Annotated in this window: 27 protein-coding genes; 11 read left to right on the forward strand and 16 right to left on the reverse strand. The window is 60.8% G+C overall.

Translation table 11 applies throughout. The features are described 5' to 3' along the window. The first annotated feature begins 3 nt into the window (after positions 1-3). Entirely contained in the window at positions 4-834 is an 831-nt protein-coding gene (locus tag GHK62_RS20310; RefSeq protein ID WP_153440917.1) for an RNA methyltransferase, read from the forward strand. Then, entirely contained in the window at positions 821-1666 is an 846-nt protein-coding gene (gene murI / locus GHK62_RS20315) for a glutamate racemase (protein ID WP_184108747.1), read from the forward strand. The genes GHK62_RS20310 and murI overlap by 14 nt, the downstream gene beginning before the upstream one ends. Here the strand turns inward: murI and GHK62_RS20320 are convergent. Beyond that, positions 1663-1854: a hypothetical protein gene (locus tag GHK62_RS20320; protein ID WP_153440918.1), complete on the reverse strand. Its 192-nt coding sequence runs from the start codon at positions 1852-1854 to the stop codon at positions 1663-1665. The two genes, murI and GHK62_RS20320, sit on opposite strands and share 4 nt — an antisense overlap. 258 nt (positions 1855-2112) lie before the next feature. Here GHK62_RS20320 and GHK62_RS20325 point away from each other — a divergent pair, with 258 nt between their 5' ends. The 5 genes from GHK62_RS20325 (at position 2113) to GHK62_RS20345 (ending at position 7355) form a co-directional block, all read left to right on the forward strand. Further along, a complete protein-coding gene (locus GHK62_RS20325; RefSeq protein WP_153440919.1) occupies positions 2113-3627 on the forward strand; it encodes a helicase HerA domain-containing protein in 1515 nt (504 codons plus the stop codon). A 244-nt stretch (positions 3628-3871) separates the two neighbouring features. After that, entirely contained in the window at positions 3872-4489 is a 618-nt protein-coding gene (rpsD, locus tag GHK62_RS20330) for a 30S ribosomal protein S4 (protein ID WP_153440920.1), read from the forward strand. A gap of 96 nt (positions 4490-4585) precedes the next feature. Beyond that, complete coding sequence (locus tag GHK62_RS20335) at positions 4586-5533, forward strand: glutaminase (protein WP_153440921.1); 948 nt, start codon at positions 4586-4588, stop codon at positions 5531-5533. A gap of 110 nt (positions 5534-5643) precedes the next feature. Next, complete coding sequence (gene ttcA / locus GHK62_RS20340) at positions 5644-6534, forward strand: tRNA 2-thiocytidine(32) synthetase TtcA (protein WP_153440922.1); 891 nt, start codon at positions 5644-5646, stop codon at positions 6532-6534. Further along, complete coding sequence (locus tag GHK62_RS20345) at positions 6531-7355, forward strand: inositol monophosphatase family protein (RefSeq protein ID WP_153440923.1); 825 nt, start codon at positions 6531-6533, stop codon at positions 7353-7355. The genes ttcA and GHK62_RS20345 overlap by 4 nt, the downstream gene beginning before the upstream one ends. Positions 7356-7427: 72 nt before the next feature. On the opposite strand, the gene GHK62_RS20350 is transcribed toward GHK62_RS20345, so the two are convergent. After that, positions 7428-8426: a LysR family transcriptional regulator gene (locus GHK62_RS20350; protein ID WP_327791073.1), complete on the reverse strand. Its 999-nt coding sequence runs from the start codon at positions 8424-8426 to the stop codon at positions 7428-7430. 87 nt (positions 8427-8513) lie between these two features. Here GHK62_RS20350 and GHK62_RS20355 point away from each other — a divergent pair, with 87 nt between their 5' ends. Beyond that, positions 8514-8963 carry a cupin domain-containing protein gene (locus tag GHK62_RS20355; RefSeq protein WP_153440924.1) on the forward strand — a complete coding sequence of 150 codons (450 nt, stop codon included), beginning with the start codon at positions 8514-8516 and terminating at the stop codon, positions 8961-8963. A gap of 56 nt (positions 8964-9019) precedes the next feature. Here GHK62_RS20355 and GHK62_RS20360 read toward each other — a convergent pair whose 3' ends face one another. The 8 genes from GHK62_RS20360 to GHK62_RS20395 form a co-directional block, all read right to left on the reverse strand. Further along, complete coding sequence (locus GHK62_RS20360) at positions 9020-10327, reverse strand: multidrug effflux MFS transporter (protein ID WP_153440925.1); 1308 nt, start codon at positions 10325-10327, stop codon at positions 9020-9022. 74 nt (positions 10328-10401) lie between these two features. Next, positions 10402-11640: a multidrug effflux MFS transporter gene (locus GHK62_RS20365; protein WP_153440926.1), complete on the reverse strand. Its 1239-nt coding sequence runs from the start codon at positions 11638-11640 to the stop codon at positions 10402-10404. Between the two features lie 434 nt (positions 11641-12074). Further along, entirely contained in the window at positions 12075-12410 is a 336-nt protein-coding gene (gene grxD / locus GHK62_RS20370) for a Grx4 family monothiol glutaredoxin (protein WP_153440927.1), read from the reverse strand. 134 nt (positions 12411-12544) lie between these two features. Next, positions 12545-12790, reverse strand: coding sequence for a hypothetical protein (locus GHK62_RS20375; RefSeq protein WP_153440928.1), 246 nt, complete (start codon positions 12788-12790; stop codon positions 12545-12547). Between the two features lie 6 nt (positions 12791-12796). Continuing rightward, positions 12797-13030, reverse strand: a complete 234-nt coding sequence (locus tag GHK62_RS20380; RefSeq protein ID WP_057248940.1) for a BolA family protein — start codon at positions 13028-13030, stop codon at positions 12797-12799. 185 nt (positions 13031-13215) lie between these two features. Further along, the gene (gene purL / locus GHK62_RS20385) at positions 13216-15447 is read right to left on the reverse strand and encodes a phosphoribosylformylglycinamidine synthase subunit PurL (protein ID WP_153440929.1); all 2232 of its coding nucleotides are present in this window, start codon (positions 15445-15447) and stop codon (positions 13216-13218) included. A 342-nt stretch (positions 15448-15789) separates the two neighbouring features. Then, positions 15790-16383, reverse strand: a complete 594-nt coding sequence (locus GHK62_RS20390; protein WP_153440930.1) for an acyloxyacyl hydrolase — start codon at positions 16381-16383, stop codon at positions 15790-15792. An 85-nt stretch (positions 16384-16468) separates the two neighbouring features. Further along, positions 16469-17887 (reverse strand): aminotransferase-like domain-containing protein, encoded by a 1419-nt coding sequence (locus GHK62_RS20395; protein ID WP_153440931.1) that lies wholly within the window; start codon positions 17885-17887, stop codon positions 16469-16471. Positions 17888-17979: 92 nt separating this feature from the next. On the opposite strand from GHK62_RS20395, the gene GHK62_RS20400 reads away from it, so the two are divergent. Continuing rightward, positions 17980-18228, forward strand: a complete 249-nt coding sequence (locus GHK62_RS20400) for a DUF1127 domain-containing protein (RefSeq protein WP_234886974.1) — start codon at positions 17980-17982, stop codon at positions 18226-18228. Between the two features lie 193 nt (positions 18229-18421). Further along, positions 18422-18733: a DUF1330 domain-containing protein gene (locus tag GHK62_RS20405; RefSeq protein WP_153440932.1), complete on the forward strand. Its 312-nt coding sequence runs from the start codon at positions 18422-18424 to the stop codon at positions 18731-18733. A 14-nt stretch (positions 18734-18747) separates the two neighbouring features. Here GHK62_RS20405 and GHK62_RS20410 read toward each other — a convergent pair whose 3' ends face one another. The 4 genes from GHK62_RS20410 to purC form a co-directional block, all read right to left on the reverse strand. Then, positions 18748-19155, reverse strand: a complete 408-nt coding sequence (locus tag GHK62_RS20410) for a hypothetical protein (protein WP_153440933.1) — start codon at positions 19153-19155, stop codon at positions 18748-18750. Between the two features lie 55 nt (positions 19156-19210). Continuing rightward, the gene (gene purQ / locus GHK62_RS20415; RefSeq protein WP_153440934.1) at positions 19211-19882 is read right to left on the reverse strand and encodes a phosphoribosylformylglycinamidine synthase subunit PurQ; all 672 of its coding nucleotides are present in this window, start codon (positions 19880-19882) and stop codon (positions 19211-19213) included. Positions 19883-20033: 151 nt separating this feature from the next. Next, entirely contained in the window at positions 20034-20276 is a 243-nt protein-coding gene (purS, locus tag GHK62_RS20420) for a phosphoribosylformylglycinamidine synthase subunit PurS (protein ID WP_173513265.1), read from the reverse strand. 17 nt (positions 20277-20293) lie between these two features. Then, positions 20294-21058 carry a phosphoribosylaminoimidazolesuccinocarboxamide synthase gene (purC, locus tag GHK62_RS20425; protein WP_153440935.1) on the reverse strand — a complete coding sequence of 255 codons (765 nt, stop codon included), beginning with the start codon at positions 21056-21058 and terminating at the stop codon, positions 20294-20296. A gap of 232 nt (positions 21059-21290) precedes the next feature. On the opposite strand from purC, the gene GHK62_RS20430 reads away from it, so the two are divergent. After that, on the forward strand, positions 21291-21605 hold the full coding sequence (locus GHK62_RS20430; RefSeq protein ID WP_153440936.1) for a DUF1476 domain-containing protein: 315 nt from the start codon (positions 21291-21293) through the stop codon (positions 21603-21605). Between the two features lie 100 nt (positions 21606-21705). Here GHK62_RS20430 and GHK62_RS20435 read toward each other — a convergent pair whose 3' ends face one another. Together GHK62_RS20435 and GHK62_RS20440 are read right to left on the reverse strand one after the other, a co-directional pair. Then, positions 21706-24252, reverse strand: a complete 2547-nt coding sequence (locus GHK62_RS20435; RefSeq protein ID WP_153440937.1) for a sensor domain-containing protein — start codon at positions 24250-24252, stop codon at positions 21706-21708. A gap of 94 nt (positions 24253-24346) precedes the next feature. Then, positions 24347-24895 (reverse strand): RBBP9/YdeN family alpha/beta hydrolase, encoded by a 549-nt coding sequence (locus tag GHK62_RS20440; protein ID WP_153440938.1) that lies wholly within the window; start codon positions 24893-24895, stop codon positions 24347-24349. Positions 24896-25052: the final 157 nt, after the last annotated feature.

Below are 25052 nucleotides of genomic sequence, written 5' to 3' on the forward strand. Positions count from 1 at the left end.
GAAATGGCAGGTACCAACAGCGAGCGCGAACTACTGACGGAAGGTCCGGCGATCATTCTCGCTTATCCGCAACTCGGCGAAAATATCGGCATGGTGGCGCGCGCCATGGCCAATTTCGGGCTGTCGGAACTGCGCCTCGTCAATCCGCGGGATGGCTGGCCGAGCGAGAAGGCGCGCTCCGCTGCAAGCCGCGCCGACCACGTCATCGATGGCGCCAAACTCTATGGCTCGCTCGAGGAGGCGATCGCGGACTTGAACTTCGTCTACGCCACCACGGCCCGCGACCGCGACGGCTACAAGCCCGTGCGCTCGCCGATCATCGCCGCACGCACGCTGCGCCAGCGATTCAAAAGCGGGGAAGCGGTCGGCATCATCTTTGGCCGCGAACGCACGGGCCTCACCAACGAGGAAGTGGCGCTGGCCGACGAGATCGTGACCTTCCCGGTCAATCCGGCCTTCGCTTCGCTGAACCTCGCACAGGCCGTGCTGCTCATGTCCTACGAGTGGATGAAGACCGGCATGGAATCGGAAGAAGAAACGTCGTTCCAGGCGATCCCACAGCGCCCGGCGACCAAGGAACATCTGCAGGGTCTGTTCGAGCATCTGGAAGACGCCCTGGAAGCGCGCAATTACTTCCGCTCCGCCGACAAAAAGCCGAAATTGGTCGAAAATCTCCGCGCTGTTCTAACGAGACCATCCTTTACCGAATCTGAAATCCAGGTGCTGCGCGGCGTCATCTCTTCGCTCGACCGGTTCACGCGCGAAAATCCGCGCGGCTCCGGTGCACCGGCAGGGCGCAACAGGAAAGTGCAAGGCAGCGGTGACAACGAGTGAACTGAAACCCATACTCGTCTTCGACAGCGGAATCGGTGGCCTGACGGTGCTGCGCGAGGCGCGCGTGCTAATGCCAGAGCGGCATTTCATCTATGTTGCAGACGACGCCGGTTTTCCTTACGGCGGCTGGGAGGAGGGGGCCTTGAAGGAGCGCGTGATAGCGCTCTTCGGCGAATTGCTCGCCGCGCACGACCCGGAAATCTGCATCATCGCCTGCAACACCGCCTTCACGCTCGTCGGCGCCGATCTTCGCGGCGCCTATCCGCAGATGACCTTCGTCGGCACGGTGCCGGCGATCAAGCCGGCGGCGGAGCGGACCCGCTCCGGGCTGGTTTCGGTTCTTGCAACACCCGGCACGGTAAAACGCGCCTATACACGCGATCTCATCCAGTCCTTCGCTTCGCAATGCCATGTGCGGCTTGTCGGCTCGGAAAATCTGGCACGCATGGCAGAAGCCTATATCCGCGGCGAGAAGCTCGATGACGAAGCAGTGCTGGGCGAGATCGCGTCATGTTTCGTCGAGAGGGATGGGGAAAAGACCGATATCGTGGTGCTCGCCTGCACGCATTACCCCTTCATGGCGAACGTCTTCCGGCGGTTGGCGCCCTGGCCGGTGGACTGGCTCGATCCAGCCGAGGCGATTGCGCGGCGTGCCCGCTCGCTCGTGCCGCTGCCGAACGGTTTCGAGCCATTGAACGGCTTCGATCCGGCGGTCTTTACCTCGGGAAAGCCGGACTTCGCCACACGACGGCTGATGCAAGGCTTTGGGTTAACCGTGATTGCAAACACCGTGCCCGATAAGCGGGCGAAACCCAGCCAAGCTATCGTTTAGAAAACGTCCAGCAAGAACAAAAGTCTGCCAACAAGGACAGCCAAGGCGCCAGCGACAATCGCGTTGGCAACCTTCATTTGCGCCGCTTCCTTCCTGGATATGACCCGCTGGGCATCTTTGTGCGCTTCGCGCATGCGTTCATCGAGCTTGTACATCTCGAATTGTTGTTTGGTTTCGTTCTGGTGCATCGCTGTCCCTAGCAGGCTGTGACGACAAAACTCATATGGAGACGGTCGGGAACCTAAGAAAGATGCTGCGACCCTAATATTCAACTTTCCCTTGCATTGAAGGGGAGGCGGTGAGTTTCCCCTCAGGCCGGCGCGGAACGAAGTATTCCCTGTGGGTTGTCGGAATCTGCGGGATAGTCGTGGGATAAACCGTGCTACGTGTCGCTCGTTTGACGATCCCGACGGATCGCGAATCAATCTGTGATGAACGAGGTATGGATGAAAGTCGGCATCGACATGGGAACGACGTCCGAAGGGACTTCGGCCTCGCTCGATATCGAGGAGCTTCTGGCGACGCGCCTGCTGGTGCAGGGTAATTCAGGCTCGGGAAAGTCGCACCTCTTGCGCCGACTGCTCGAACAGTCCGCGCCTTGGGTGCAGCAGTGCATCATCGATCCCGAAGGCGATTTCGTCACGCTCGCCGACAAGTTCGGCCATGTGGTCATCGAAGGCGAGCGCACGGATGCGGAACTGATCGGCATTGCGACGCGCATCCGCCAGCACCGCGTCTCCTGTGTGCTTTCGCTGGAGGGTCTCGACATCGAGCAGCAGATGCGCAGCGCCGGCTTCTTCCTGAATGCCATGTTCGACGCGGACCGCGAGTACTGGTACCCCGTCCTGGTTGTCGTCGACGAGGCGCAGATGTTCGCGCCATCGGTCGGTGGCGATGTCGCGGAAGAGGTCCGCAAAGTATCGCTCGGCGCGATGACGAACCTCATGTGCCGCGGCCGCAAGAGGGGGCTCGCCGGCGTCATCGCCACGCAACGACTGGCGAAGCTCGCAAAGAACGTCGCGGCAGAAGCGTCGAATTTCCTCATGGGGCGCACCTTTCTCGATATCGATATGCTGCGCGCCGCCGATCTGCTCGGCATGGACCGCCGCACCGCCGAGATGTTCCGCGACCTGAAACGCGGCTCTTTCGTCGCGCTCGGGCCTGCGCTGTCGCGTCGACCGTTGAAAGTGACGATTGGTTCCGTCGAGACCTCTGCCCGCTCCACCAGCCCGAAGCTGATGCCGCTGCCGGAAGCGCCGCAGGATGTCGAGGACTTGATTTTCACGCCGGATCCGGAAGAGTTGACACGGCCCAACATGCGCCGACCCACCCCGCAGCCGCGCCCGGCGACCGACATTCTCGCCGAGCTGTCGCGACCGCGCCCCGAGCCTTTGGCGCCGGTGGAGACCAAGCCCGCCCTGCCGGAAATGTCGGCGGAGGAACGCGATGCGCTGATCGTCAGCCTGTTCGCCGAGATCCTGGCCAATCCGGACGCGGCATTCCGGCCGGACGCAGAACTCTTCCAGGACTTTCTTGTCCGTTGCCGTATCCGCCGCGTGCCCGGGCCGGCGCTCTCCTTGAGCGCCTTCCGCCGCAAGATGGCCGTCGCCCGGTCGGGCGTCGATGCCGAGACGGCTGCGACAGAGACATGGGCATCGGCGCTCCGGCTTGCAGACCGCGTGAGCGAGGACTTGCAAGCGGTGTTCCTGATGATGGCGCAGGCAGCCGTGCGTGGCCTGCCGTGTCCTTCGGACGCGATGATCGCGCGCGCCTATGGAACCCATTCCGCCCGGCGCGCGCGGCGGCTGCTCGGCTATTTCGAAGAGCATGGGCTGATCGTGGTGCACGCGGATTTCTCCGGCAAGCGTATCGTGGCTTTCCCCGACCTCGGCAGCGAAACCGCGCCGGGGGATGCAAGCGGCCCGGATATCGGCAACGGGGAACGGGCAGCCGCCGAGTGACGGCTATCTGGCGAAAATCGCTATGTTTCCGTCATATTCCGTTGACAAATCAGCGATCCGAGCATAAAGACCCGCCCAACGCCGGGCAGCGATGCCCGGTGTTTCATTTGACATGTCCCGTGGTTTCTTGCGTCCGCGTGATCGTGAGAGACCTGTCAGAGTTCCAAAAATGGGCTCAGAGGAGGGCGTGTTTCCTTGATCCGGCTTGGCAACAAGCCGGCGTAACCGATTGAAAGGAAATGCGATGAGCAAGCGCGAATCGTCCAAGTACAAAATTGACCGCCGTATGGGCGAAAACATCTGGGGCCGTCCGAAGTCCCCGGTTAACCGTCGTGAATACGGCCCGGGCCAGCACGGCCAGCGCCGCAAGTCCAAGCTTTCCGACTTCGGCGTGCAGCTGCGCGCCAAGCAGAAGCTGAAGGGCTACTACGGCGACATCCGTGAAAAGCAGTTCCGTGCGATCTTCGCCGAAGCTTCGCGCCGCAAGGGTGACACCCCGGAAAACCTGATCGGTCTTCTCGAATCGCGCCTGGACGCGATCGTCTACCGCGCCAAGTTCGTTCCGACCGTCTTTGCCGCTCGCCAGTTCGTCAACCATGGCCACGTCAAGGTCAACGGCGTCCGCGTCAACATCGGTTCCTACCGTTGCAAGCCGGGTGACGTCATCGAAGTCAAGGAAAAGTCCAAGCAGCTCGTTTCGGTTCTCGAATCCGTACAGCTCGCTGAACGTGACGTTCCGGACTACATCGAAGCCGACCACAACAAGATGGTCGCAACCTACGTCCGCGTCCCGGTTCTCTCCGACGTTCCGTACCCGGTCGTCATGGAACCGCACCTGGTCGTCGAATTCTATTCGCGTTGATCCGGGGCTTCGGCCTTGTGAGTTTTCGAAAACCGCCCGGAAAGGGGCGGTTTTTTTGTACGAAGATGTCGATCAATCAGTATCGAGGAATGCCGCATGCCGGAGCAAAACGCGCCGCAAGATCTGCAGGCGATCATCGATGACATTTACCGCGAGCTGACGCCGCGGCTCGGCGAGGGCAAGGTCGCCGATTATATCCCGCAGCTCGCGCGCGTCGACTCTCGCCGTTTCGGCATGGCAATCGTCACGACGGGCGGCCAGATCTACCGGGTCGGCGACGCCGAAGTGCCGTTTTCGATCCAGAGCATTTCCAAGGTGTTCACGCTGACGCTGGCGCTCGGCAAACACGGCGAAAATATTTGGCACCGGGTCGGGCGCGAGCCGTCCGGCTCAGCCTTCAATTCGATCGTCCAGCTCGAGCACGAAGGCGGCAAGCCGCGCAATCCCTTCATCAATGCCGGCGCGATCACCATCAGCGACCTCATCCTCGCAGGCCACACGCCTAAGGAGCTAATCGGTGAAATCGTGCAGTTCGTCCGCTATCTAGCCGACGACGACACGATCGTGATCGACCACGAAGTGGCGCGCTCGGAGACGGTTACCGGTTTCCGCAATGTCGCCCTTGCCAATTTCATGCGGTCCTATGGCCGGCTCGATCATCCGGCCGAACACGTGCTCGGCGTCTATTTCCATCATTGCGCGCTGGCTATGACCTGCGTCCAGCTCGCCAAGGCCGGCCTGTTCCTGGCGGCCGGCGGGGCCAATCCCCTGACGGGGCATTCGGTCGTCTCGCGTCAACGTGCGCGCCGCATCAACGCCCTGATGCTGACCTGCGGACACTACGACGGCTCCGGCGATTTCGCCTATCGCGTCGGTCTGCCGGGCAAGAGCGGCGTCGGCGGCGGCATTATGGCTGTCGCGCCGGGCAAGGCTTCCGTCGCCGTCTGGTCACCGGGCCTCAACGAGAACGGCAATTCGCTGCTCGGTTCGCTGGCGCTCGAAATGCTGGCCGCGCGCACCGGCTGGTCGGTGTTTGGTCCTTGATAATGCCGTTCCGGACCGTTTCCCCTTGATCTCCAGCGCCGGACAGGGCAAGTGCTGGTTAATGCACCTGGGGCAGCTGTTGCTGCCCCGCCTAATCCGAGACTGTCGCCATGGAACTCGCACGATCGTCAGAGCACGATGGGATGAACAGCATCGTCGGTGAGGAAGGCGCCGGCTTCGACGCCGGCGCCCATCCGCTGTTTGCCCGGATGCCGTCGTCCGTTTCCTTCAACAAGCTTCGCAAGCGACTTCTGCGGCAGACGCGTCAGGCGCTCGACGATTTCGGCATGCTGAAGGGCGCGAAGCGCTGGCTGGTCGGTCTTTCCGGCGGCAAGGACAGCTACAGCCTGCTCGCACTGCTGATGGACCTGCAATGGCGCGGGCTCCTGCCGGTCGAACTTATCGCCTGCAACCTCGATCAGGGCCAGCCGAACTTCCCGAAGCACATTTTGCCGGAATATCTGACTTCGATCGGCGTCAAGCACCGCATCGAGTACCGCGACACCTATTCCGTCGTAAAGGAAAAGGTGCCGACCGGCGCGACCTACTGCTCGCTCTGTTCGCGGCTGAGGCGCGGCAATCTCTATCGCATCGCACGGGAGGAGGGGTGTGATGCCCTGGTCCTCGGTCATCATCGCGAGGACATTCTCGAAACCTTCTTCATGAACCTCTTCCATGGCGGGCGTCTCGCATCGATGCCGGCCAAGCTTCTCAATGACGAGGGCGATCTCATGGTGTTGAGACCGCTCGCCTATGCAGCGGAAGACGACCTCGCGAAGTTTGCAGCGGCGATGGAATTTCCGATCATCCCCTGCGACCTCTGCGGTTCGCAGGATGGTCTCGAACGCAATGCGATGAAGGCGATGCTTGCCGACATTGAGCGGCGCATGCCCGGTCGCAAGGACACGATGCTGCGCGCGCTTGGCCACGTGAACCCTTCACATCTGCTCGACGCGAAGCTTTTCGATTTCCAATCCCTTTCTCCGGAGTCCCAAGAATGAGCCATTCCGTCGACATCGCCGCGCTTGCCAACCTTCTGCAGGAGGCGGCGGTCAAGGAAATCCTGCCGCGATTCCGCAATCTCGGCTCGGGCGACGTGCGCATGAAGTCGGAAGCGATCGATCTCGTCACCGACGGGGATGAAGCGGCGGAAAGGTTGATCAAGGCCGGGATCGGCGCTATCGCGCCCGGCGCCGTCTTCATCGGCGAGGAGTCCGTCGCCGCCGATCCGGCACTCCTCGACAAGCTGGCTGGTGCCGATCTCGCGATCGTCGTCGACCCAATCGACGGAACGTTCAATTTCGCCGCCGGCCTGCCGCTCTTCGGCGTGATGGCAAGCGTGGTCGCCAAGGGCGAGACCGTCGCCGGCATCATCTATGACCCGCTCGGCAACGACTGGGTCATTGCGGAGAAGGGGGCAGGCGCCTGGCTGTGCCGACCCGATGGATCGCAGGAGAAGTTGGCGGTGACTGCGGGCGTGCCGCTCGAGGCCATGGTCGGCGGTGCTTCGACGGCCTTCTACAAGGAAGACGACCGACGGATCGTCATGGGCAATTTGGCCAAGGTCAGGATCGCCACCAGTTACCGTTGCGCCGCCCATGAATACCGCGCTTTTGCCGGCGGCCATCTGCACTTCCTGATGTACCAGAAGCTGATGCCGTGGGATCACCTCGCCGGCACGTTGATCACCGAAGAGGCGGGCGCCTATGCGGCCCGGTTCGATGGCTCGCGGTATCTGCCCGCCCATACCAACGGAGGGCTGCTTCTGGCGACCGACAAGGAGAGCTGGGACGCGTTGCGCCGAGAGGTTTTCACGGTCTGACAAAACATCTAATGCATGTCGCCCAAAAGTGTGCAGCCATTTTGGGACAACGACATGCATGAAAATAGGGGCCTAAAAAGCGCCGCATGAGTCCGATTGAATGCGACGCGCTTTAGGCGATGGCAGTCCGCTGCCTTCGTTGAGGGGACGCATCAACCCGGTGATCCTCTCCCTCATCCATCTGTGGAGCGGGTTGGACGTCGAACGTCGGTGCCAGACCGCGATGATCAAGGGTGGATCAATCAGCATCGGCGGGTGGTAGATCTCCAGGCCGATCTGCGGAGCGACCCGCTCGGCAAGCTGACGCGGCACCAACGCAATCAGGTCGCTTTCCGCCACTGCGCGGCAAACGCCCGAGAACACCGGCAAGGTCATCATCACCTTTCGGCGGCGGCCCACCCTAGCCAGGGCGGCGTCGCCCATGGCCGAGAAATTTCCTTCGGGCGAGAAAAGGACGTGTCCAATCTCGCAGAACAGCTCCATCGGAACGATTTCGCCTGGTCTTAACCCCGCCGCTGTCAGTTGGGGATGGCTGCTTCGCGTGATCACGACGAAGGTCGAATAAAAGAGCGGCTGGCTGATAGCCCAGTCTGGAAAGGGCTGGTTCGGGATCAAGGCCAAATCGGCATGATACTTCTCCAGGCTGTCGATATAGCTGTTCGGAACGAGATCGACGAGTTGCGCCCTGATATTGGGCGCCTGCTTGCGCAGCAGATCCGCGAGCGCCGGCATCAGCATCTCCGCGAAGAAATCGCTTGCCGTAATCCGAAACGTTCCCTCCGCCGTTGTGGGATCGAACGTGCTCGGTGGCGCAAAAAGGACTGCAAGCCGGTCCAGTTCCTCCCTAAGCGGCAATTCGATGGACCTTGCATAGTCGGTCGGAACCAGGCGGTTGCCATGGCGGACGAAGAGTTCGTCTTTCAGTGCGTGCCGCAGCCTGGCCAGCGCACCCGACACTGCCGATTGGGACATGTTCAGCCGCTTGCCCGCCTGGACAGTCGAACCCTCGCGCAGAATGGCGTCGAGAACGCGCATCAGGTTGAGGTCGAACGTTGCGAAATTGATTTTCACGATAGGTCATATCTGTACAATCGGTTGGACCGATAGTGCTCCACCGCATAAGCTCAAGTCAATCGGAACGCTTTGACGGAGCTAAGCATGCACAACGAAATCTTTTACGCCGATGCCTTCGATTGGAATGGCGTCAAATATAAAACAATTCTCCCCACCAAGGCGACCGACGGCAAAATGTCGATCGTCGACAGCCTTTCTCCGATCGGAAGCGGACCTCCCCGACACATCCACGAGGCCGAAGACGAGATCTTCGTGATCCTCACGGGCCGATGCAAATTCTGGCTGGAAGGCGAAGAGTTCATGCGAGGACCGGGAGAGACGGTGTTTGTCCCCCGTGGATCGGAGCATACCTTCCAGGTCGTCGGGGATATTCCCTGCCGCCATCTCGTGGTCCTGACACCCGGCGGCTTCGAGGGATTCTTCGTAGAAATGGCGGCGGGCCAGTTCTCCGTTCCCGACGATATGCCGGCAATCGTGGAGGTCGCAGGCCGGCACAATCTACGGTTCACCGGGCCGCCACTGGATGTGAACTGAGAGCGTCGCAATGTACAAACCGGCCGCGCCCCTCGGTGCGCGGCCGCCGACACGCACTAGATGTGGCCGCCGTGCTCGTGTGCCATATCCTTGTCGCCGGGATGCGTGAAGAGCTTGCCGTTCTCTGCCCAGAGCGTGGCGAGAATGGTGAGCAGCCCGAACAGCGCGAAGCCACCGAACAGGGGCTGCAGAGTGCCATTGAAGAGCTGGCCGACGGCGGCGCCGAGCAGTGTCCCGCCCGTCGTCGATACGAAGCCGGTAATCGCGGTTGCCGTCCCCGCAAGGTGTCCCATTGGCTCAAGGCTGATGGCGGTGAAGTTCGTGGCAATGACGGCGAAGAACATCAGCAGTATCGAGAAAAGCAAATAGCTGATGACGAAGGCCGGCGTGCCGGCAAGCGACAGTACGAAACCGATCGACGCCAGCAACGTGAAGAGGATCATCGCCGCATGTGAGATGCGGCGCATACCGAAGCTGCGGACAAAGAAGCCATTGGCGAAGTTGGCGACTGCAATGCCGCCCGCCGTCCCTGCAAAGGCGATCGGCAGCCACTCGCCAAGACCGTAGACCTCTCCGAAGACCTGCTGAACGCTGACGATGTAAGCACAGATTACGGCGGAGAAGAGCGTAAGCCCGATCATATAGCCGCAGGTTATGCGGTTCGTCAGTACCGTGCCGAATCCAGCGAGGACGGCGCCGACCGAAAGCGGCAGACGCTCCTGCGACGGCAGGGACTCCTTCATCCGGGTAAGCGCCCAGGTGAACAAGACGGCACCGATGCCGCCGATCAGGATGAAGATCCAGTGCCAGCTTGCATAGATAATCACGAATTGGCCGAGAGAAGGGGCGACAATCGGAATGATCATGAAGACGATCATCACGTAAGACATGACTCGTGCCATCTCGCGGCCACCGAAACAATCGCGCACGATTGCCATGGTCGTGATGCGGATGGCAGCGGCACCGATCCCCTGCACGAAGCGCATCACAAGCAGCGCTTCGAAGCTCGTGGCCTGCGAGGCGGTGAATGAGGTTAGCGTGAAGAAGGCCAGGCCGCCGAGCAGCACGATACGCCGGCCGAAGGCGTCGGAAAGGCTGCCGAAGAAAATCTGCGAGAGCCCGAATCCGAGCAGGAAGATGCCGATGACAAGCTGCGCGTCGTTCGCATTTGCGACGTCGAACGACTGACCGATGCTCTGAAGCGCGGGCAGCATGCTGTCGATGGCAAGCGCGACGCTGGCGGTCATGAGCGCGATTGTCACGATGAACTCGGCGATGCCCATGCGGATGCGTGCCGCGCCGGAAGTCCCGTCGCCATGTTCGGCTTTTTGAGGAATGGAAGATCGTTCTGAGACGGAAGACATTGTCGAATATCCGAAAAGGCAGTTTTGGGAGGAGGAGCGGCACGAAGCGGTGCGCGCATCCATGTCGTGTCGCGTTAAACGGTCGGGTTGTGCGGTCTGAAAAGCCGACCACCCTCAGCGATCAGCACGAAGGCGACAGCGAAAATGGCGACAATGAAAAATCCGGCAGCGAGGGGCGTCACCGTGCCGTCGAAGGCTTGGCCGATAAAGGCACCGATGACGCCGCCGCCGATCGTCTGCGTGAAGCCCAGCACGGAGGATGCCGTTCCGGCCACGTGGCCAAGAGGCTCCATCGCCATGGCGTTGAAGTTCGCCGCGATCAGACCGAATTGGAACATCGTCGCGGCGTGCAGAATGATGAAGAGCGGCAGCGGCAGCGGCCCGATCAGCGACAGGGATACCCAGACGAAGCTTGCCAGAGTGAAACCGAGAAGAGCTGCGTGCGACAGCGCTCGCATGCCAAATCGCTGGACAAGGCGTGAACTGGTGAAGGACGCGACCGCCATCATGCCGGCGAAAGCTGCGAAGACCGCTGGGAACCAGATGCCGAGCCCGTATACGCCCACGAGGATCTGTTGGGCCGAATTCACGAAGCCGAAAAGGCCGCCGAGGAGGGCGGATGTCGCCAGCGTGTAAAAAAGCGCCAAGCGGTTCGTCAGCACGATGCGGAAGCCGTCCAGTATCACTGAAACTGTGAAGGCGCGCCGATTGGCCGGTGCCAACGTCTCCTGAAGCCGAAGGGCTACCGGCACGGCGATGGTCACTGCAAACAGGGCGATCACGACGAAGATCATGTGCCATTCCGAAAAGAGCATGATCAACTGGCCTATGCTCGGCGCAACGACCGGAACGATCATGAACACCATCATGACCAGCGACATGATCTCCGCCATCTGGCGGCCGCCATACACGTCACGCACGACGGAAACAGTGATAACGCGAGTTGCGGCCGCACCCACACCCTGCACAAACCGAAAGAACAGGAGCGCCGCGAAGGTCGGTACGAACACGATCGCAAGCGCGCAAAGGCCGTACAAGGCCAGCCCGCCCAACAGCGGCCCCTTTCGCCCGAAGCGGTCGGAAAGCGGGCCGAAGAACAATTGCGCGAAGCCCATGCCTATGAGGTAGGCGGTAATGACAAACTGCCGGTCGTTTTCGTCGGCAACACCGAGGCTCGCGCCAATCTCCTGCAGGCCCGGCAACATGATGTCGATCGAGACCGCGTTGATCGACATCAGCATTGCCATCAGCGTGATGAACTGGAACTTCGTCAGTCCCGAGAGGGTGGCGGTCTGATCAATGGGCCTCGTCATGTCATTTGTCCTGCTGATGGCCGGGGTATGGCAATCGGGTCTTGAAAACAATTGCTCTCCGAGCGGGAGAGGGCTGCAACGCGTTGAGTTTCCGCATCTGGTGCAGGCCGCGTCTGGCCCGAACGATGCGGTCAGTGGTTCCGAACGAACTGGCGAGCAGCGAATGCCGGTCGTCACGTCGGGTGTAGGACGCGCTCGCTCGTCAGGACGAGAAGCGAGCGGAGGTCCGGGCGAAGCGGTAGCCGCTTTTTTATGCCCTGAATGAAAGGTGCCCCTCGCGGGCAGCTTTGTCATGCTATCGAGAAGGCTCCCCCGCGACCGGAAATTGCCAGTCGCTCGAGAAGCACATTAGAAATTAGACAGTCGAAATATAGCTTCAGAATCAAAAAAGGCGGTCGCCCGCCTTTCCCGATATTGGAAAGGAGCCTTCCGGGTCAGGCGGCACCCTTCACGGAAATACCCTGTCCCTGAAGATGCGACTGCAATTCGCCGGCCTGGAACATCTCGCGGACGATGTCACAGCCGCCGACAAATTCGCCCTTCACGTAAAGCTGCGGAATGGTCGGCCAATTGGAATAGTCTTTGATGCCCTGGCGAAGATCCGCATCGGCAAGCACATTGATGCCCTTGTAGTCGACGCCGATATAATCGAGGATCTGGACAACCTGGCCGGAGAAGCCACACTGCGGAAACTGCGGCGTGCCCTTCATGAAGAGAACGACGTCGTTCGTCTTGACTTCGTTATCGATGAAATCGTGAATTCCGCTCATTTTGTCTTCCTTCCTGCGCCGGCTTCAAGGACCGGATGTCGATTGGGGCTTAGATAGCATGCGTGCGCGTGATTTTCACCACCCAATCGCAACAAATATTGATGGTCCTCAAAATGTGGCTTTGATACCACTGGTTACGAGGAGCGGCGGCGCAGCTTGCTCCTCGCGGCCGCCGTGCGGCGACGGCTTACCTGTTTCTTCGCCGGTTTGCGCACCGCGGCTTCGATGATCTCCGCGAGCAGACCGCCGCCCGAACCGGCTTTCCTGGTCCGGCGCTTCGTCCGCTTCGTCGCGGAACGCCTCGCGCCGGTCTTCTTCAGGATCTCCTTCAGCGCGCTGTCAACGACACCGCTGACGAGCTCCTTGATCAGGTCCGCCATTCCGGCTTACTCCGGCGCACTGGTCTGGAGAGCGAGTGCGTGAAGCACGCCACCCATATTGCCCTTCAATGCGTTGTAGACCATCTGGTGCTGTTGCACGCGGGTCTTGCCGCGAAACGCCTCGGCCACGACTTCGGCGGCATAGTGGTCGCCGTCACCGGCCAAATCGCGGATCGTGACCTTTGCACCGGGAATTCCGGCCTTGATCATGTCTTCGATATCGCCTGGTGTCATGGGCATGATACGCCAACTCCCTTTTATTCTGCGCCGGCAGTGTCGCCGACGCCTTTCATGGCTTCAGGGAACCATGATTCACGTGCGGAAAGCAAATGCTGAATCGGCCGCTTCCGGTGTCTCGGCTTTAGATCATTGTCTTCATGCATGCCGTTGTCGCAAAACCGCTGCGCACTTTTGCGCGACATGGATTAATTGTCCGGCGCGAGGTCGCCGCCCATGTAGTCCGGGAACCAGGATTCGTGTGCCGAGCGCAGATCCTTGATTGCAACTGCTCGCGCATCACCGAGCTTGACGGCGTCGCCGCCGGTCTTGCCGATGACCGGGAGGGAAACGCCCGCGGCCTTCGCCTGTTCCAGCACCGCATCGAGATTGCCGGCAGCAATGGTCACGACGTAGCGTCCCTGATCTTCGCCGTAGAAAACCGGGATGGGATCATGCCCTACCTGAGCATCGATCGTCGCCCCAATGGCGGACGCCATCGCCATTTCCGCCACTGCGAGGGCGAGGCCGCCGGATGAGCAATCATGCACTGCCGTCGCAAGGCCCGCTTCGATCAGGCCGCGAACGAAATCGCCGACCTTGCGCTCATGCGCGAGGTCGACATGCGGTGCGGGACCGTCAGTGCGGCCGTGGATGTCGCGCATGTAGACCGACTGGGCGATATGGCTGCCCCAGCTTTCCGGTGCGCCAGCAAGCAGGATTGTCTCGCCCGCTGCGGCAAAGCCGATACGTGCCATCTTCGACCAGTCCTTGATGAGACCGACGCCGCCGATCGTCGGGGTCGGTAGGATCGCCTGGCCGTTGGTCTCGTTATAGAGCGACACGTTGCCCGAAACGATCGGGAAGTCGAGGGCGCGGCAGGCTTCGCCGATGCCTTTGATCGCGTGAACGAACTGGCTCATGATTTCCGGACGCTCCGGATTGCCGAAATTCAGGTTGTCCGTCGCGGCGAGTGGCAGCGCGCCGGTTGCCGTAATATTGCGCCAGCACTCGGCTACCGCCTGCTTACCGCCCTCGAAGGGATCCGCTTCGACGTAGCGCGGCGTGACATCGGAGGAGAAGGCCAGCGCCTTCGTTTCATGACCTTCGACACGGACAACCCCGGCGTCGCCGCCCGGCAGCTGCAGCGAATTGCCCTGGATCAGCGTGTCATATTGCTCGTACACCCAGCGGCGCGACGAATTGTTAGCGGAACCGACAAGCTTGAGGAGCGCTTCGGCAACGTCCGCCTGCGGGATGTCATTGGTGGCGAGCGGCGAGGGGGTCTTTGCCGGCGTCCACGGGCGGTCGTATTCCGGCGCCTGGTCGCCGAGCTCCTTGATGGGAAGGTTTGCAACTTCCTCACCCTGGTGCAGGATGCGGAAGCGCAGGTCGTCCGTGGTCTTGCCGACAATCGCAAAATCGAGACCCCATTTGACGAAGATCGCCTTGGCTTCTTCTTCCTTTTCCGGGCGCAGCACCATCAGCATGCGCTCCTGGCTCTCCGAAAGCATCATCTCGTAGGCCGTCATGCGCTCTTCGCGCACAGGCACCTTGTCGAGATCGAGCTCGATACCAAGATCGCCCTTGGCGCCCATCTCAACCGCAGAACAGGTAAGGCCAGCCGCGCCCATGTCCTGGATCGCGATCACGGCGCCTGTCTGCATCAGCTCAAGGCAGGCCTCGAGTAGGCATTTTTCGGTGAAGGGATCGCCGACCTGCACGGTCGGGCGCTTCTCCTCGATCGACTCGTCGAATTCGGCCGAAGCCATCGTCGCACCGCCGACGCCATCGCGGCCCGTCTTGGCACCGAGATAGACGACCGGCAGCCCGACACCTTCCGCCTTGGAATAGAAGATCGCGTCGCTCTTCGCGAGGCCGGCGGCGAATGCGTTGACGAGAATATTGCCATTGTAACGCGCGTCGAACTCAACCTCGCCGCCCACGGTCGGAACGCCGAAGGAGTTGCCGTAGCCGCCGACACCGGCCACGACGCCCGACACCAGATGGCGGGTCTTGGGGTGGTCCGGCGAGCCGAAGCGCAGCGCGTTCATCGCGGCGATCGGACGCGCGCCCATGGTGAAGACGTCGCGCAGGATACCCCCGACGCCGGTCGCGGCCCCCTGGTAGGGTTCGATATAGGACGGATGGTTGTGGCTTTCCATCTTGAAGACGACGCAGTCGCCGTCATCGATATCGACAACGCCGGCGTTTTCGCCGGGCCCCTGAATGACGCGCGGCCCCTTCGTCGGCAGTGTCCGCAGCCACTTCTTCGAGGATTTGTAGGAGCAGTGCTCATTCCACATCGCCGAGAAAATACCGAGTTCGGTAAATGTCGGCTCGCGCCCGATCAGGCTCAGGATGCGCTCGTACTCATCGGGCTTGAGCCCGTGCGACGCGATAAGGTCCGTGGTGATGGGGCGGGTGTTGGAAATCGTCATCGTCGACCGTCAATCCTTCGGGCGGCGCGCAACCCTCTCAAAGGGACACGGCGCGTGCGAACCGCAACAAACTTTAAAGTGCTACAGCTACCTTTGCGCGTCTACTGAGACCCGCGGCGCTGCAGGGGGCGCTTTGCGGCTTCTTTAGCCTATGCCGCGGCGCGGCGCGACAGAAAAATAAGGTCGATCAACAGGGCGCGGAAGCGTGCATGCCTGCTGCAGGTTTGCTTAAATCGTAACCGGTTCAAGGACAAAACATGGAGCAATTCAAAGTGCTACAGCGTCCTTTGGGCGTCTGCAAAGGCGTACGGCGCTGTAGGCGGACACGGGAGATTCCTGCCATCAAAACTTGTAGCCCAGCATCAAGCCGGCGCGCGTCAGGCCGTCATTGGGGCCGTTGCAAAGATTGGCGTTCGAGGCATGCTCGACGGTGGCCGAGAGATTCCAATGGTCGTCGAAGCGGTAGCCAGCCGCCGCGTATTCGCGAAAGAGCAGGCGGCAGCCAAGCTTCGGCCCGCTGGTGCCGTCATCGTTCAAGTCACCGTCGTGAACGGTGGCACCGGCGCCAAGTTCGAGGAATAACCGATCGGTAAGTTCGGCATCCCAGCTGAAGCCGCCATAAATCTCGTTCACGCCGCTGGAGGACGTCGCGATCGACGCGCCGGCATGGATGCGCGGCCGCAGGATCTTTTCCGCAATGCCGGTGGCGCTGTCGGCCCCGAGGGGATCGAAGAAGATCGTGAAGGACGGGAAGACGCCGCTTTCGTGATTATCTCCGTCCCCGATCGACGTGGTAGCGCCGAAGCGCATTTCATCGAAAATGCCTTCTGCCGCCTTCGCTTGGGATGCGCCGGCTGCCAGTCCGGTCGTAAAGAGCAGGGCGACAGCGAATTGGGATAACTTGCCCTGACCGGCGGACGAGCGTGGATGCGTCATTCAAGAATCCTTCAACCGAATCAATGTTACGCAGCACAGCAATAGATTGCCGTGGCTTGCGCGAAAGTCATCTCAAAAGATGATTTCAGTCGAAGCTGTCGTAGCCGGTGCGGCCGCTGTCGAGCAGCCGGCGCAGGATTTGAAATCCTCTCTGCACCTCGGACCGCTCGGGCGGCGAAGAAAAGCCGATGCGGATGCGATGGAAGGCGCGCTCCGCGCGCCCCGCCTTGAATTCATCCTCGTCGTCGACGAGCACACCTTCCTGCAGCGCCGCTTGTTTGAAGGTTCCCGAAAGCCAGGGATCCGGCAGTTTCAGCCAGAGGAAGGGCACCTTCGGGTGGGAATTGAACTCGAGCCCGGAAAAGATTTCGCGCGCCATCGTTTCACGGGCGGTGATTTCCTCGACGGCGCGGTTGCGCAGGGCGGATGCGGCGCCTGAAAGTACCAAGCGCGCGCATAGCTCGGCGAGAATGAAGGGAAGACCGCCGCTCACCATCTTGTGCGCGATGCGGATCCGCTGGCTGAAATTCGGAGGGCAGGCGACCCAGCCGCCGCGGACGCCGGCGGCGACGGATTTAGACAGGCCGCCAACAAGGAAGGTCCGTTCCGGCGCCAACTCCGTGAGCAACGGCACTAGATCGCCCGTCATCGAACCATAGACTTCATCCTCGACCAGCCAAACGCCGTATTTTCGCGCGATCTCGGCGACGGCCCGGCGCCTGTCCAGCGGCATGACGGCGACCGTCGGGTTCTGGGCGCTTGGCATGAGGAAAGCGAGTTTCGGATGCTGCTGGGCGCAAACGCGCTCGAAATCGTCCGGAACGAAGCCGAATTCGTCGCTTTCCACCAATGCGGTCCGGCGGCCGATCAGACCTGCGCTGCGGCTGACCTGCGAGTAGGTCAACGTTTCGAACGCGATCCGATCACCGGGGGAGGTGACAGCGGAGATTACGGCAATGACAGCGGCATGGGCGCCAAGCGTCGGCACGATGGTTTCGCGAGCCGGCCGAAAGTTGCCGCGCGCGAGCCATTGGCAGCCCGCTTCGAACCAGTCATCCGGAAAATTGCGGGCATAGCTCGCAATATCCGCATGGTGTTCGCGACTGATGTCACCCAACAATTTGGCCAGAATGTCACCCTGGCCGACGTCGGGCGCCGCCGTGCTGTCGAAGCGCAACTTGCCCGCCGGCGCGTTGATTGGCCGCGTTCCAGCCAAAGAGGTCGTCAAAGGATCGGCCTGTTCGGGCGGGCGGCTCTCCGGGTGATCGAGGACATAGGTACCACGGCCGACCTCGCCGCTCACGAGCCCTCGTTCGCGGACAATATTGTAGGCCCGGCCGATCGTCCCGATCGTCACGCCTATATCAAAGGCAAGATTGCGCTGCGGTGGCAGCTTCGTGCCCACAGGCAAGGTCCCGCTGCCAATCGCCTGCTCGATCTGATCGGCGATACGCGCGTAGAGGGGGCCTTGGCCCTGCTGAATATCGGGCAGCCAACTTGTCATAGTGACAATTGTCTATATTGCATCGCCAGCCATGTCAATTATCTCTGAGTCAATGGGTCGAATAGATACAATGGCGATTGACGATGGATACAATGAATACAATCGTTGCGACGCAATCTCTGCGGATGGGGGCGCCTCGCAAGGCGCAATTCGGCTGCGAACAGGGCCCGGCCCGCAATGCATTCTCACGGCTCTGGCACCATTATTGCGCACTCGCCGCGAAGAGGCGCAGTCGCCTCGCGCTTGACGAACTGGACAAGCACCTGCTCGACGACATCGGCCTGACGGAGGAGGAGGCACGGCGAGAAGCGTCCGTTCCTTTCTGGCGCTCGCGGCTTTGAGTGTCCATGCGCGGTTCTCGCTCTCCGGCCGGTATATGTCGCTACAGCGCCGCGCGTCTTATCAGACGCGCAAAGGTCGCTGTGCCATTTTGAATTGCTGCATGTTTTGTCCTTCAATCGGCTCCGATCAAGGGCAACATGCAGTAAGGCCGCCACGATGGTATCGTTCCACCTGCGGAATGGGAGAAGAGCCATGGCAAAAGGATACTGGGTGGCCTCCGTCGATGTTACCGATCCGGAGGGGTATAAGGCTTACATCGCCGAGAATGCGAATGCTTTTCGAAAGTACGGTGCACGCTTTCTCACCCGCGGCGGTCCATGCGAGATGCCCGAGGGAAAGTTACGCTCACGGGTGGTCGTGATCGAATTCCCCACCTACAGCGCGGCGCTGGAGTGCTACCGATCGCCCGAATATGCCAAAGCCATGGCGCTCAGGCAGGGTAAGTCGGTGATGGATTTGGCAATCGTCGAGGGTTACGACAGCCCGCAGCCGTCAGCTTCGTGAGGCGGGTCCCGAGATCAACTACAGCCCTTATCGCCGGCCGCCCAACGGCGGACATCCGTCGTCATGCGCGCGCCGACTGGCTCGCTGAGCAGCGGACCGAAAGCCTGCAGGCGGGCAGGATGTCCTTCGGCCTGAATGACGGCGAGCGGACGCGCCTCAGGTGATTTGCGTGGCACGATCAGGATGCGCGGACGGCCCGAAAAAGAGTTGAGTTCCGGCGCGAGACGATAGGCCTTGAAGGCCGGGTCGCCCGACTTGAACCAGCAGCCATTGGCGCCGAGCGCCACACGCTCCATCGTCGGCAATGCGGCGGAACTCGCCGCGGGCGTGGCTGGACGATTCGACTGGCAACCGGCGACAAGCGTGAAACTCGCGACGGCGCTGGCAAGCACGGCGAGGCGTGCGGAGGGGAATGAAGGCATCGGCGGTCTCGATCGTCGGTGGGTGGCGGGAGGCCGTCTTCTATCAGCGCGATGGTTAAGCAGCGATTACGTCGAGGGCGGAGGCAAAAATTCCGCGTCCGTCCGAACCGCCATGTGCCGCTTCAATCAGGTTTTCCGGATGCGGCATCATCCCAAGCACGTTACCTTTCGCATTCATGACGCCGGCGATGTCGTTGATCGAACCGTTCGGGTTGGTGCCTTCGGCGTAGCGGAACACGACCCGACCGCTGCCCTCGATCGCCTTCAGCGTCTCCGCATCGGCGAAATAGTTGCCGTCATGGTGGGCAACGGGGCTCCGGATGATCTGACCCTTCGAATAGGCGCGCGTGAAATCCGTGTCGGCGTTGACGATTTCCAGTTTCACCTCGCGGCAGACGAACTTCAGCGAAGCATTGCGCATCAGGGCGCCGGGCAGGAGGCCTGCTTCAAGCAGGATCTGGAATCCGTTGCAGACGCCGAGAACCTTGACGCCCCGATCGGCCTTGGCCTTGATCGCCTGCATCACCGGCATCCGCGCGGCGATCGCACCGCAGCGCAGGTAGTCGCCATAGGAAAAGCCGCCCGGTATGACGATCAGGTCGACATCCGGAATTTCGGTCTCGGTCTGCCAAACGGTCACAGGCTTGCGGCCGGAGATCTTGGTGAGCGCCGCGATCATGTCGCGATCGCGGTTGAGACCGGGGAGTTGGACGACGGCAGACTTCATGGGACGTTCATACCTTGCCTTGGCCTCGGCGCCTGAGCAGTTCGAGGCAGTTTCAATGCGCAGTGTAGCGCTGGTCAGTCAATCGGCTGGGCCGCTAAGCTGATTTAGGCAGGCGAGCAACGGATGACCAGCGGAAAGCATTCCCCCGCCGTCAGGCGAGGGAGATGGTGTAGTTTTCAATGACAGTGTTGGCCAGCAGCTTCTCGCACATGGCCTTGAGATCGGATTCGGCCTTGGCCTTGTCTGCCGTTTCGATCTGCAGATCGAAGACCTTGCCCTGACGAACCTGGCCAATGCCGTCAAACCCGAGCGCCCCGAGCGCACCCTCGATTGCCTTGCCCTGAGGGTCGAGAACGCCGTTCTTGAGCGTCACGGTTACACGTGCTTTGATCACTTTGCTTATCCCTGAAATTACTTGACCAACACCGGACCGGAGCCGCGCGGCGGCTCGTTCTCGTTGATGATGCCGAGGCGGCGTGCCACCTCCTGATAGGCCTCGACGAGACCGCCCATGTCGCGGCGGAACCGGTCCTTGTCCATCTTTTCCTTGGTTTCGATGTCCCAGAGGCGGCAGCTATCCGGAGAAATCTCGTCGGCAAGGACAATGCGCATCATGTCGCCTTCAAACAGGCGTCCGCATTCGATCTTGAAATCGACGAGCTGGATGCCGACGCCGAGGAAAAGACCGGAAAGGAAATCGTTGATCCGGATGGCAAGCGCCATGATGTCGTCGAGTTCCTGCGGGCTTGCCCAGCCGAAGGCAGTAATGTGCTCTTCGGACACCATCGGATCGTCGAGCGCGTCGGCCTTGTAGTAGAACTCGATGATCGAGCGCGGCAGCACGGTGCCTTCCTCGATGCCGAGGCGCTTTGCGAGCGAACCTGCGGCGACGTTGCGCACGACGATCTCGAGCGGAATGATTTCCACTTCCTTGATCAACTGCTCGCGCATGTTCAGGCGGCGGATGAAATGCGTCGGAATGCCGATCTTGTTGAGATGGGTGAAGATGTACTCGGAGATCCGGTTGTTCAGCACGCCCTTACCGTCGATGACATCATGCTTCTTCTTGTTGAAAGCGGTCGCGTCATCCTTGAAAAACTGGATCAGCGTGCCCGGTTCCGGACCCTCGTAAAGGATCTTGGCCTTGCCCTCGTAGATACGGCGGCGACGATTCATGGATTTTATCTCTGTGGTTGGTGGCGCTCTTGGGTCGCGCAATTGGAATTTTCTCAGCGGGTCCATATCTGAAAAGAACGGATTTCACAATCGGCGTATCTTCCCATCCCCCGATTTAGATTAGGGTATCATGAAAGTCAGCAAAGACGAAAACTTCGCATTGCACTTTCGACGGTGTTTTGGTTTATGGCGATAACAGTTTCCGGCAAGGAATTCTGAGGGAGATTAGTTTATGACCACGATGCAGGATCGCGAGAAGGGCTTCGAGGCAAAGTTTGCGCTGGACGCAGAACTGAAGTTCAAGGCGGAAGCGCGCCGAAACAAGCTGCTCGGTCTTTGGGCCGCAGGTCTCTTGAACAAGGCCGATCCGGAAGCCTACGCAAGGGAAATCGTCACCGCTGATCTCGAGGCACGCGGCCATGAGGACGTGCTGCGTAAGATCAAGGCCGATTTCGATGCTGCCGGCATCGCACAGACGGAAGACGAAATCCGCTTGCGGATGCTGGAATTGATGGCCCAAGCGATAGAGCAACTTCAGAACAACTGATCTCGCGGCCAGCGAAGAAACATGGCGCCGCCAGGCAACAAAATCGGGCGGCCCTTTTTGTATCGGGCGAAGCTTCGCCCGGACTGCGGCGGCTCGATGCTCACCGCACTCTGCGCGCCTCTGAAAAGCTGCGCGGTACGTCAAAGCCCTTCCGGGCCAATCTCTCGAAATCCTCTCGGCTCATCGGCTTCGCCAGCGCATAGCCTTGCAGGACGTCGCAGCCGAGATCGGCGAGAAGCGCGGCGTGGGTCCAGGTTTCGACGCCTTCTGCGACCACTTTGATGTTCAGCGAATGGCCGATATCGATGATCGCGCGCACCAGCTTTTGCTGCTTTCTGTTTTCCGTGACCGGCCCTACCAGTGCGCGATCGATCTTGAGGCGCGCCGGATTGAGTTTGAGGAGACCGATGATCGACGCGTGACCGGTACCAAAATCGTCGATCTCGATATCGATGCCGAGCTCGTTCAAGGCGGCGATCGTTTCCGCAACTTCGTCCTCGAACTCGTCGAGAAAGATCGATTCGAGCAGCTCGAACGACATGACGCCACGCGGGATCTTCATTTCCCGCACGTCGGACACGAGTTGAGGGTCGCGCAAACGGCGCGACGAAATATTGACGGAGATCTTGGGAATGGCGAGCCCCTGCCGCTGCCATGCGCGGAAGTCGGCATAGGCCATTTCGACCACCATCCGATCTATTGCCGCGAGAAGATTGATGTCTTCGGCGACTTTCAGGAACTGCATGGGCGCCAGCACGCCGCGTGCCGGGTGGCTCCAGCGCACCAGGGTTTCAACGCCTGTGATCTCCAGAGAGCGGGCGTCGAACTGGGGCTGGTAATAGGGAATGAACTGCCTTTTTTCGAGAGCCTCACGGAGTTCGTCGCCGATCCGCTTTGCCGTCAGGATCTGGTTCTGCATCTCGTCGGAAAAGACTTCAAACCGGTCTCGGCCAAGGCTCTTGGCGCGATAAAGCGCGATGTCGGCGTCCATCAGGAGCTGCCTGGGATCGGTGAGCCTGCCTTCATTCACGGCAACGCCGATACTTGCGCCAAGCCGACATAATTGACCGGCGTAGGGGACGGGACGGCGGAAGGCCTGAATAATCCCCTGGGCAAGCTCTTCGAGATGAATTGAGCCCCGGCCGCTGCGGCACACGATGACGAATTCGTCGCCGCCGATGCGAGCTATGAAATCGTCCCTCTCGGCGTGTGACCTCAGCACGTCCGCGGCATGAACGAGCATTGCGTCGCCGGCCTGGTGACCCAGTGTATCGTTGATCTGCTTGAAGCGATCCAGGTCGATATGAAGAATAGCGTTGACCACACGCGCTTCAGTCAGGATCCGATCAAGATAGCGGCGGTTCGGCAAATCCGTCAGATGATCGTGCAGTGCGTTATACTCGATACTGACACGCGCCGCCTCAAGTTCACTGTTGCGCGCCTCGGCAAAGGATTTTGCCCGCCTCAATTCCTCCTGCAGAGCGATATCATCGGTAATGTCCCAATTGGCGCCAACGAGCCTTGTTGCGCCATCCAGATCGGTATGGAACGCGGCGTTAGAGCGGATGTGACGGACGACGCCATCGGGCCTGATGATGCGGAACGCGTTGGTGAAAGGCGTGCCGCTGGCAATCGCATCGTTGACGCGTTTGATCGCGACGGCCTTGTCCTCCGGATGCAAAAAGCTCTCCCAGCCGGCGGAGGAGGGCGCTTCGCCGGCAGGGTCCAGGCCGTACATCCTGAACATGGCTTCGTCCCAATGCGAAACCCCGGTATCGAGATTGTGCTCGAAGACGCCGATCCTGGAAACATCGAGCGCCAGTTGCAGGCGACGCGAAACTTCCGCTAATCGAGCTTCCGCCTCCTTGCGGGCGGTTATATCGGTATCCGTGCCGATGATGCGGCATGGCTTGCCGTCAGGGCCGTAAGCGACCGACGCGCCCCGGCTTTCGATCCAGATCCAGCGCCCGTCCGCATGTCGCTCGCGATATTGGAACGTGTTGAACTTGGCTTCACCCGAGTCCTGGCGCGCGATGCAGGCAAGCACGTGCGCACGGTCATCCGGATGTACGTTCTCGATCCATTTTTCGAGCGTGCCATCGACCTCAGCGTCATCCGCCAAGCCGCGCAGACGCCGCCAGGTCGAAGAATAAAACAGATTGCCCGTTTCGAAGTCGTGATCCCAGACGCCTTCCAAGGCGCTTTCAAGGGCGTATTTCCAACGGGTCTCGTCCTTGCGCAGGCTTGCGATTTCGGAAACGAGACGGTCGGTCGGAAGCATTGTCAGTATCGTCGTCGCGCCGGCTCCTGGCGCTGCAGGCAGAGCGGCCCGTGAAACGAGCATGGCATGCGTGCCTAATGCTCCGATGAAGCGGACGACCGCTGGCTCCTCGGCTCCCTCTACCCCCTCAAACGCAACGACTGCTGGAAGATCTTCGCCATGAACGAATGCGGCGATCGATGCCCCGATGACTTCTTCGGCAGTGCGCCCGAGCAACCGGAGTGCGGTTGCATTGGCAGTGCGTATGTCATTGCCTGCATCGACAAGGATGACACCCGCCGGGACCTGATCCATCGCGTGCGGCGCCAAGCTGTCTTGTGTCATCGGCCCATTGCCGGTGTCGATTGGTTCTCGCGGCTCGGTCACTTATCCCGGATCCTGAGAGTTGCCAGCCGATGATGACCTGCAGCAATGAAATTCGGATTAATGGCGCGTGCTTTTCTGCCGATGCTCTTTATGGCTACAGCCGGCTGAGGAATTGGGCAAAGACCATGGTACCTTCGGGCCACGGGCCGTGACCGGACTCGGCGTTGATGTGTCCAGCTTCGCCGGCATCGACCAAGAACGAGCCCCACGCGTTGGCAATGTCTCCGGCGTGCTCAAAGGATCCGAAGGGGTCGTTGCGGCTTGCCACCATCAGCGACGGGAAGGGCAGAGGATCGCGCGGGTAGGGGCCGAAGGTCATCAGATGTTTCGGGCGGATCTTTGGATTGGCGACGTCCGGCGGGGCGACAAGGAAGGCGCCTGCGATCTTCTTCGCGCAATGGGGCAGGGCCTGGATCGCCGTGGCGACACCGAGGGAATGTGCGACGATGACCACCGGCTTTTGCGCGGCATTGACTGCCTCGACCATCCGCGCAACCCAATCCTCGCGCACAGGCTTTGACCATTCCGCCTGCTCGACGCGGCGCGCCGTCGAGAGCTTTCGCTCCCAACGGCTTTGCCAATGGTCCGGGCCGGAATTGGTGTAGCCCGGCACGATCAGGATGTCAGTTTCTGAAACCTTCATAATCGCGGCGATTTGGAGGTGAAAAGCGCCGAAGTCAAGGCACAGGCGACAGAGGCTGCATTTTCTGTATAATCGAAAATGCCGGTCGCGGTTGGCAGCGGCAAGTTTCACCGTTGTCGCGGGTCCGTGGCCGCTCTGGTTCGTTGAGGAGTGTGAG

Origin of the sequence: Sinorhizobium terangae (assembly GCF_009601505.1) — a bacterium.
GTDB lineage: Bacteria > Pseudomonadota > Alphaproteobacteria > Rhizobiales > Rhizobiaceae > Sinorhizobium > Sinorhizobium terangae.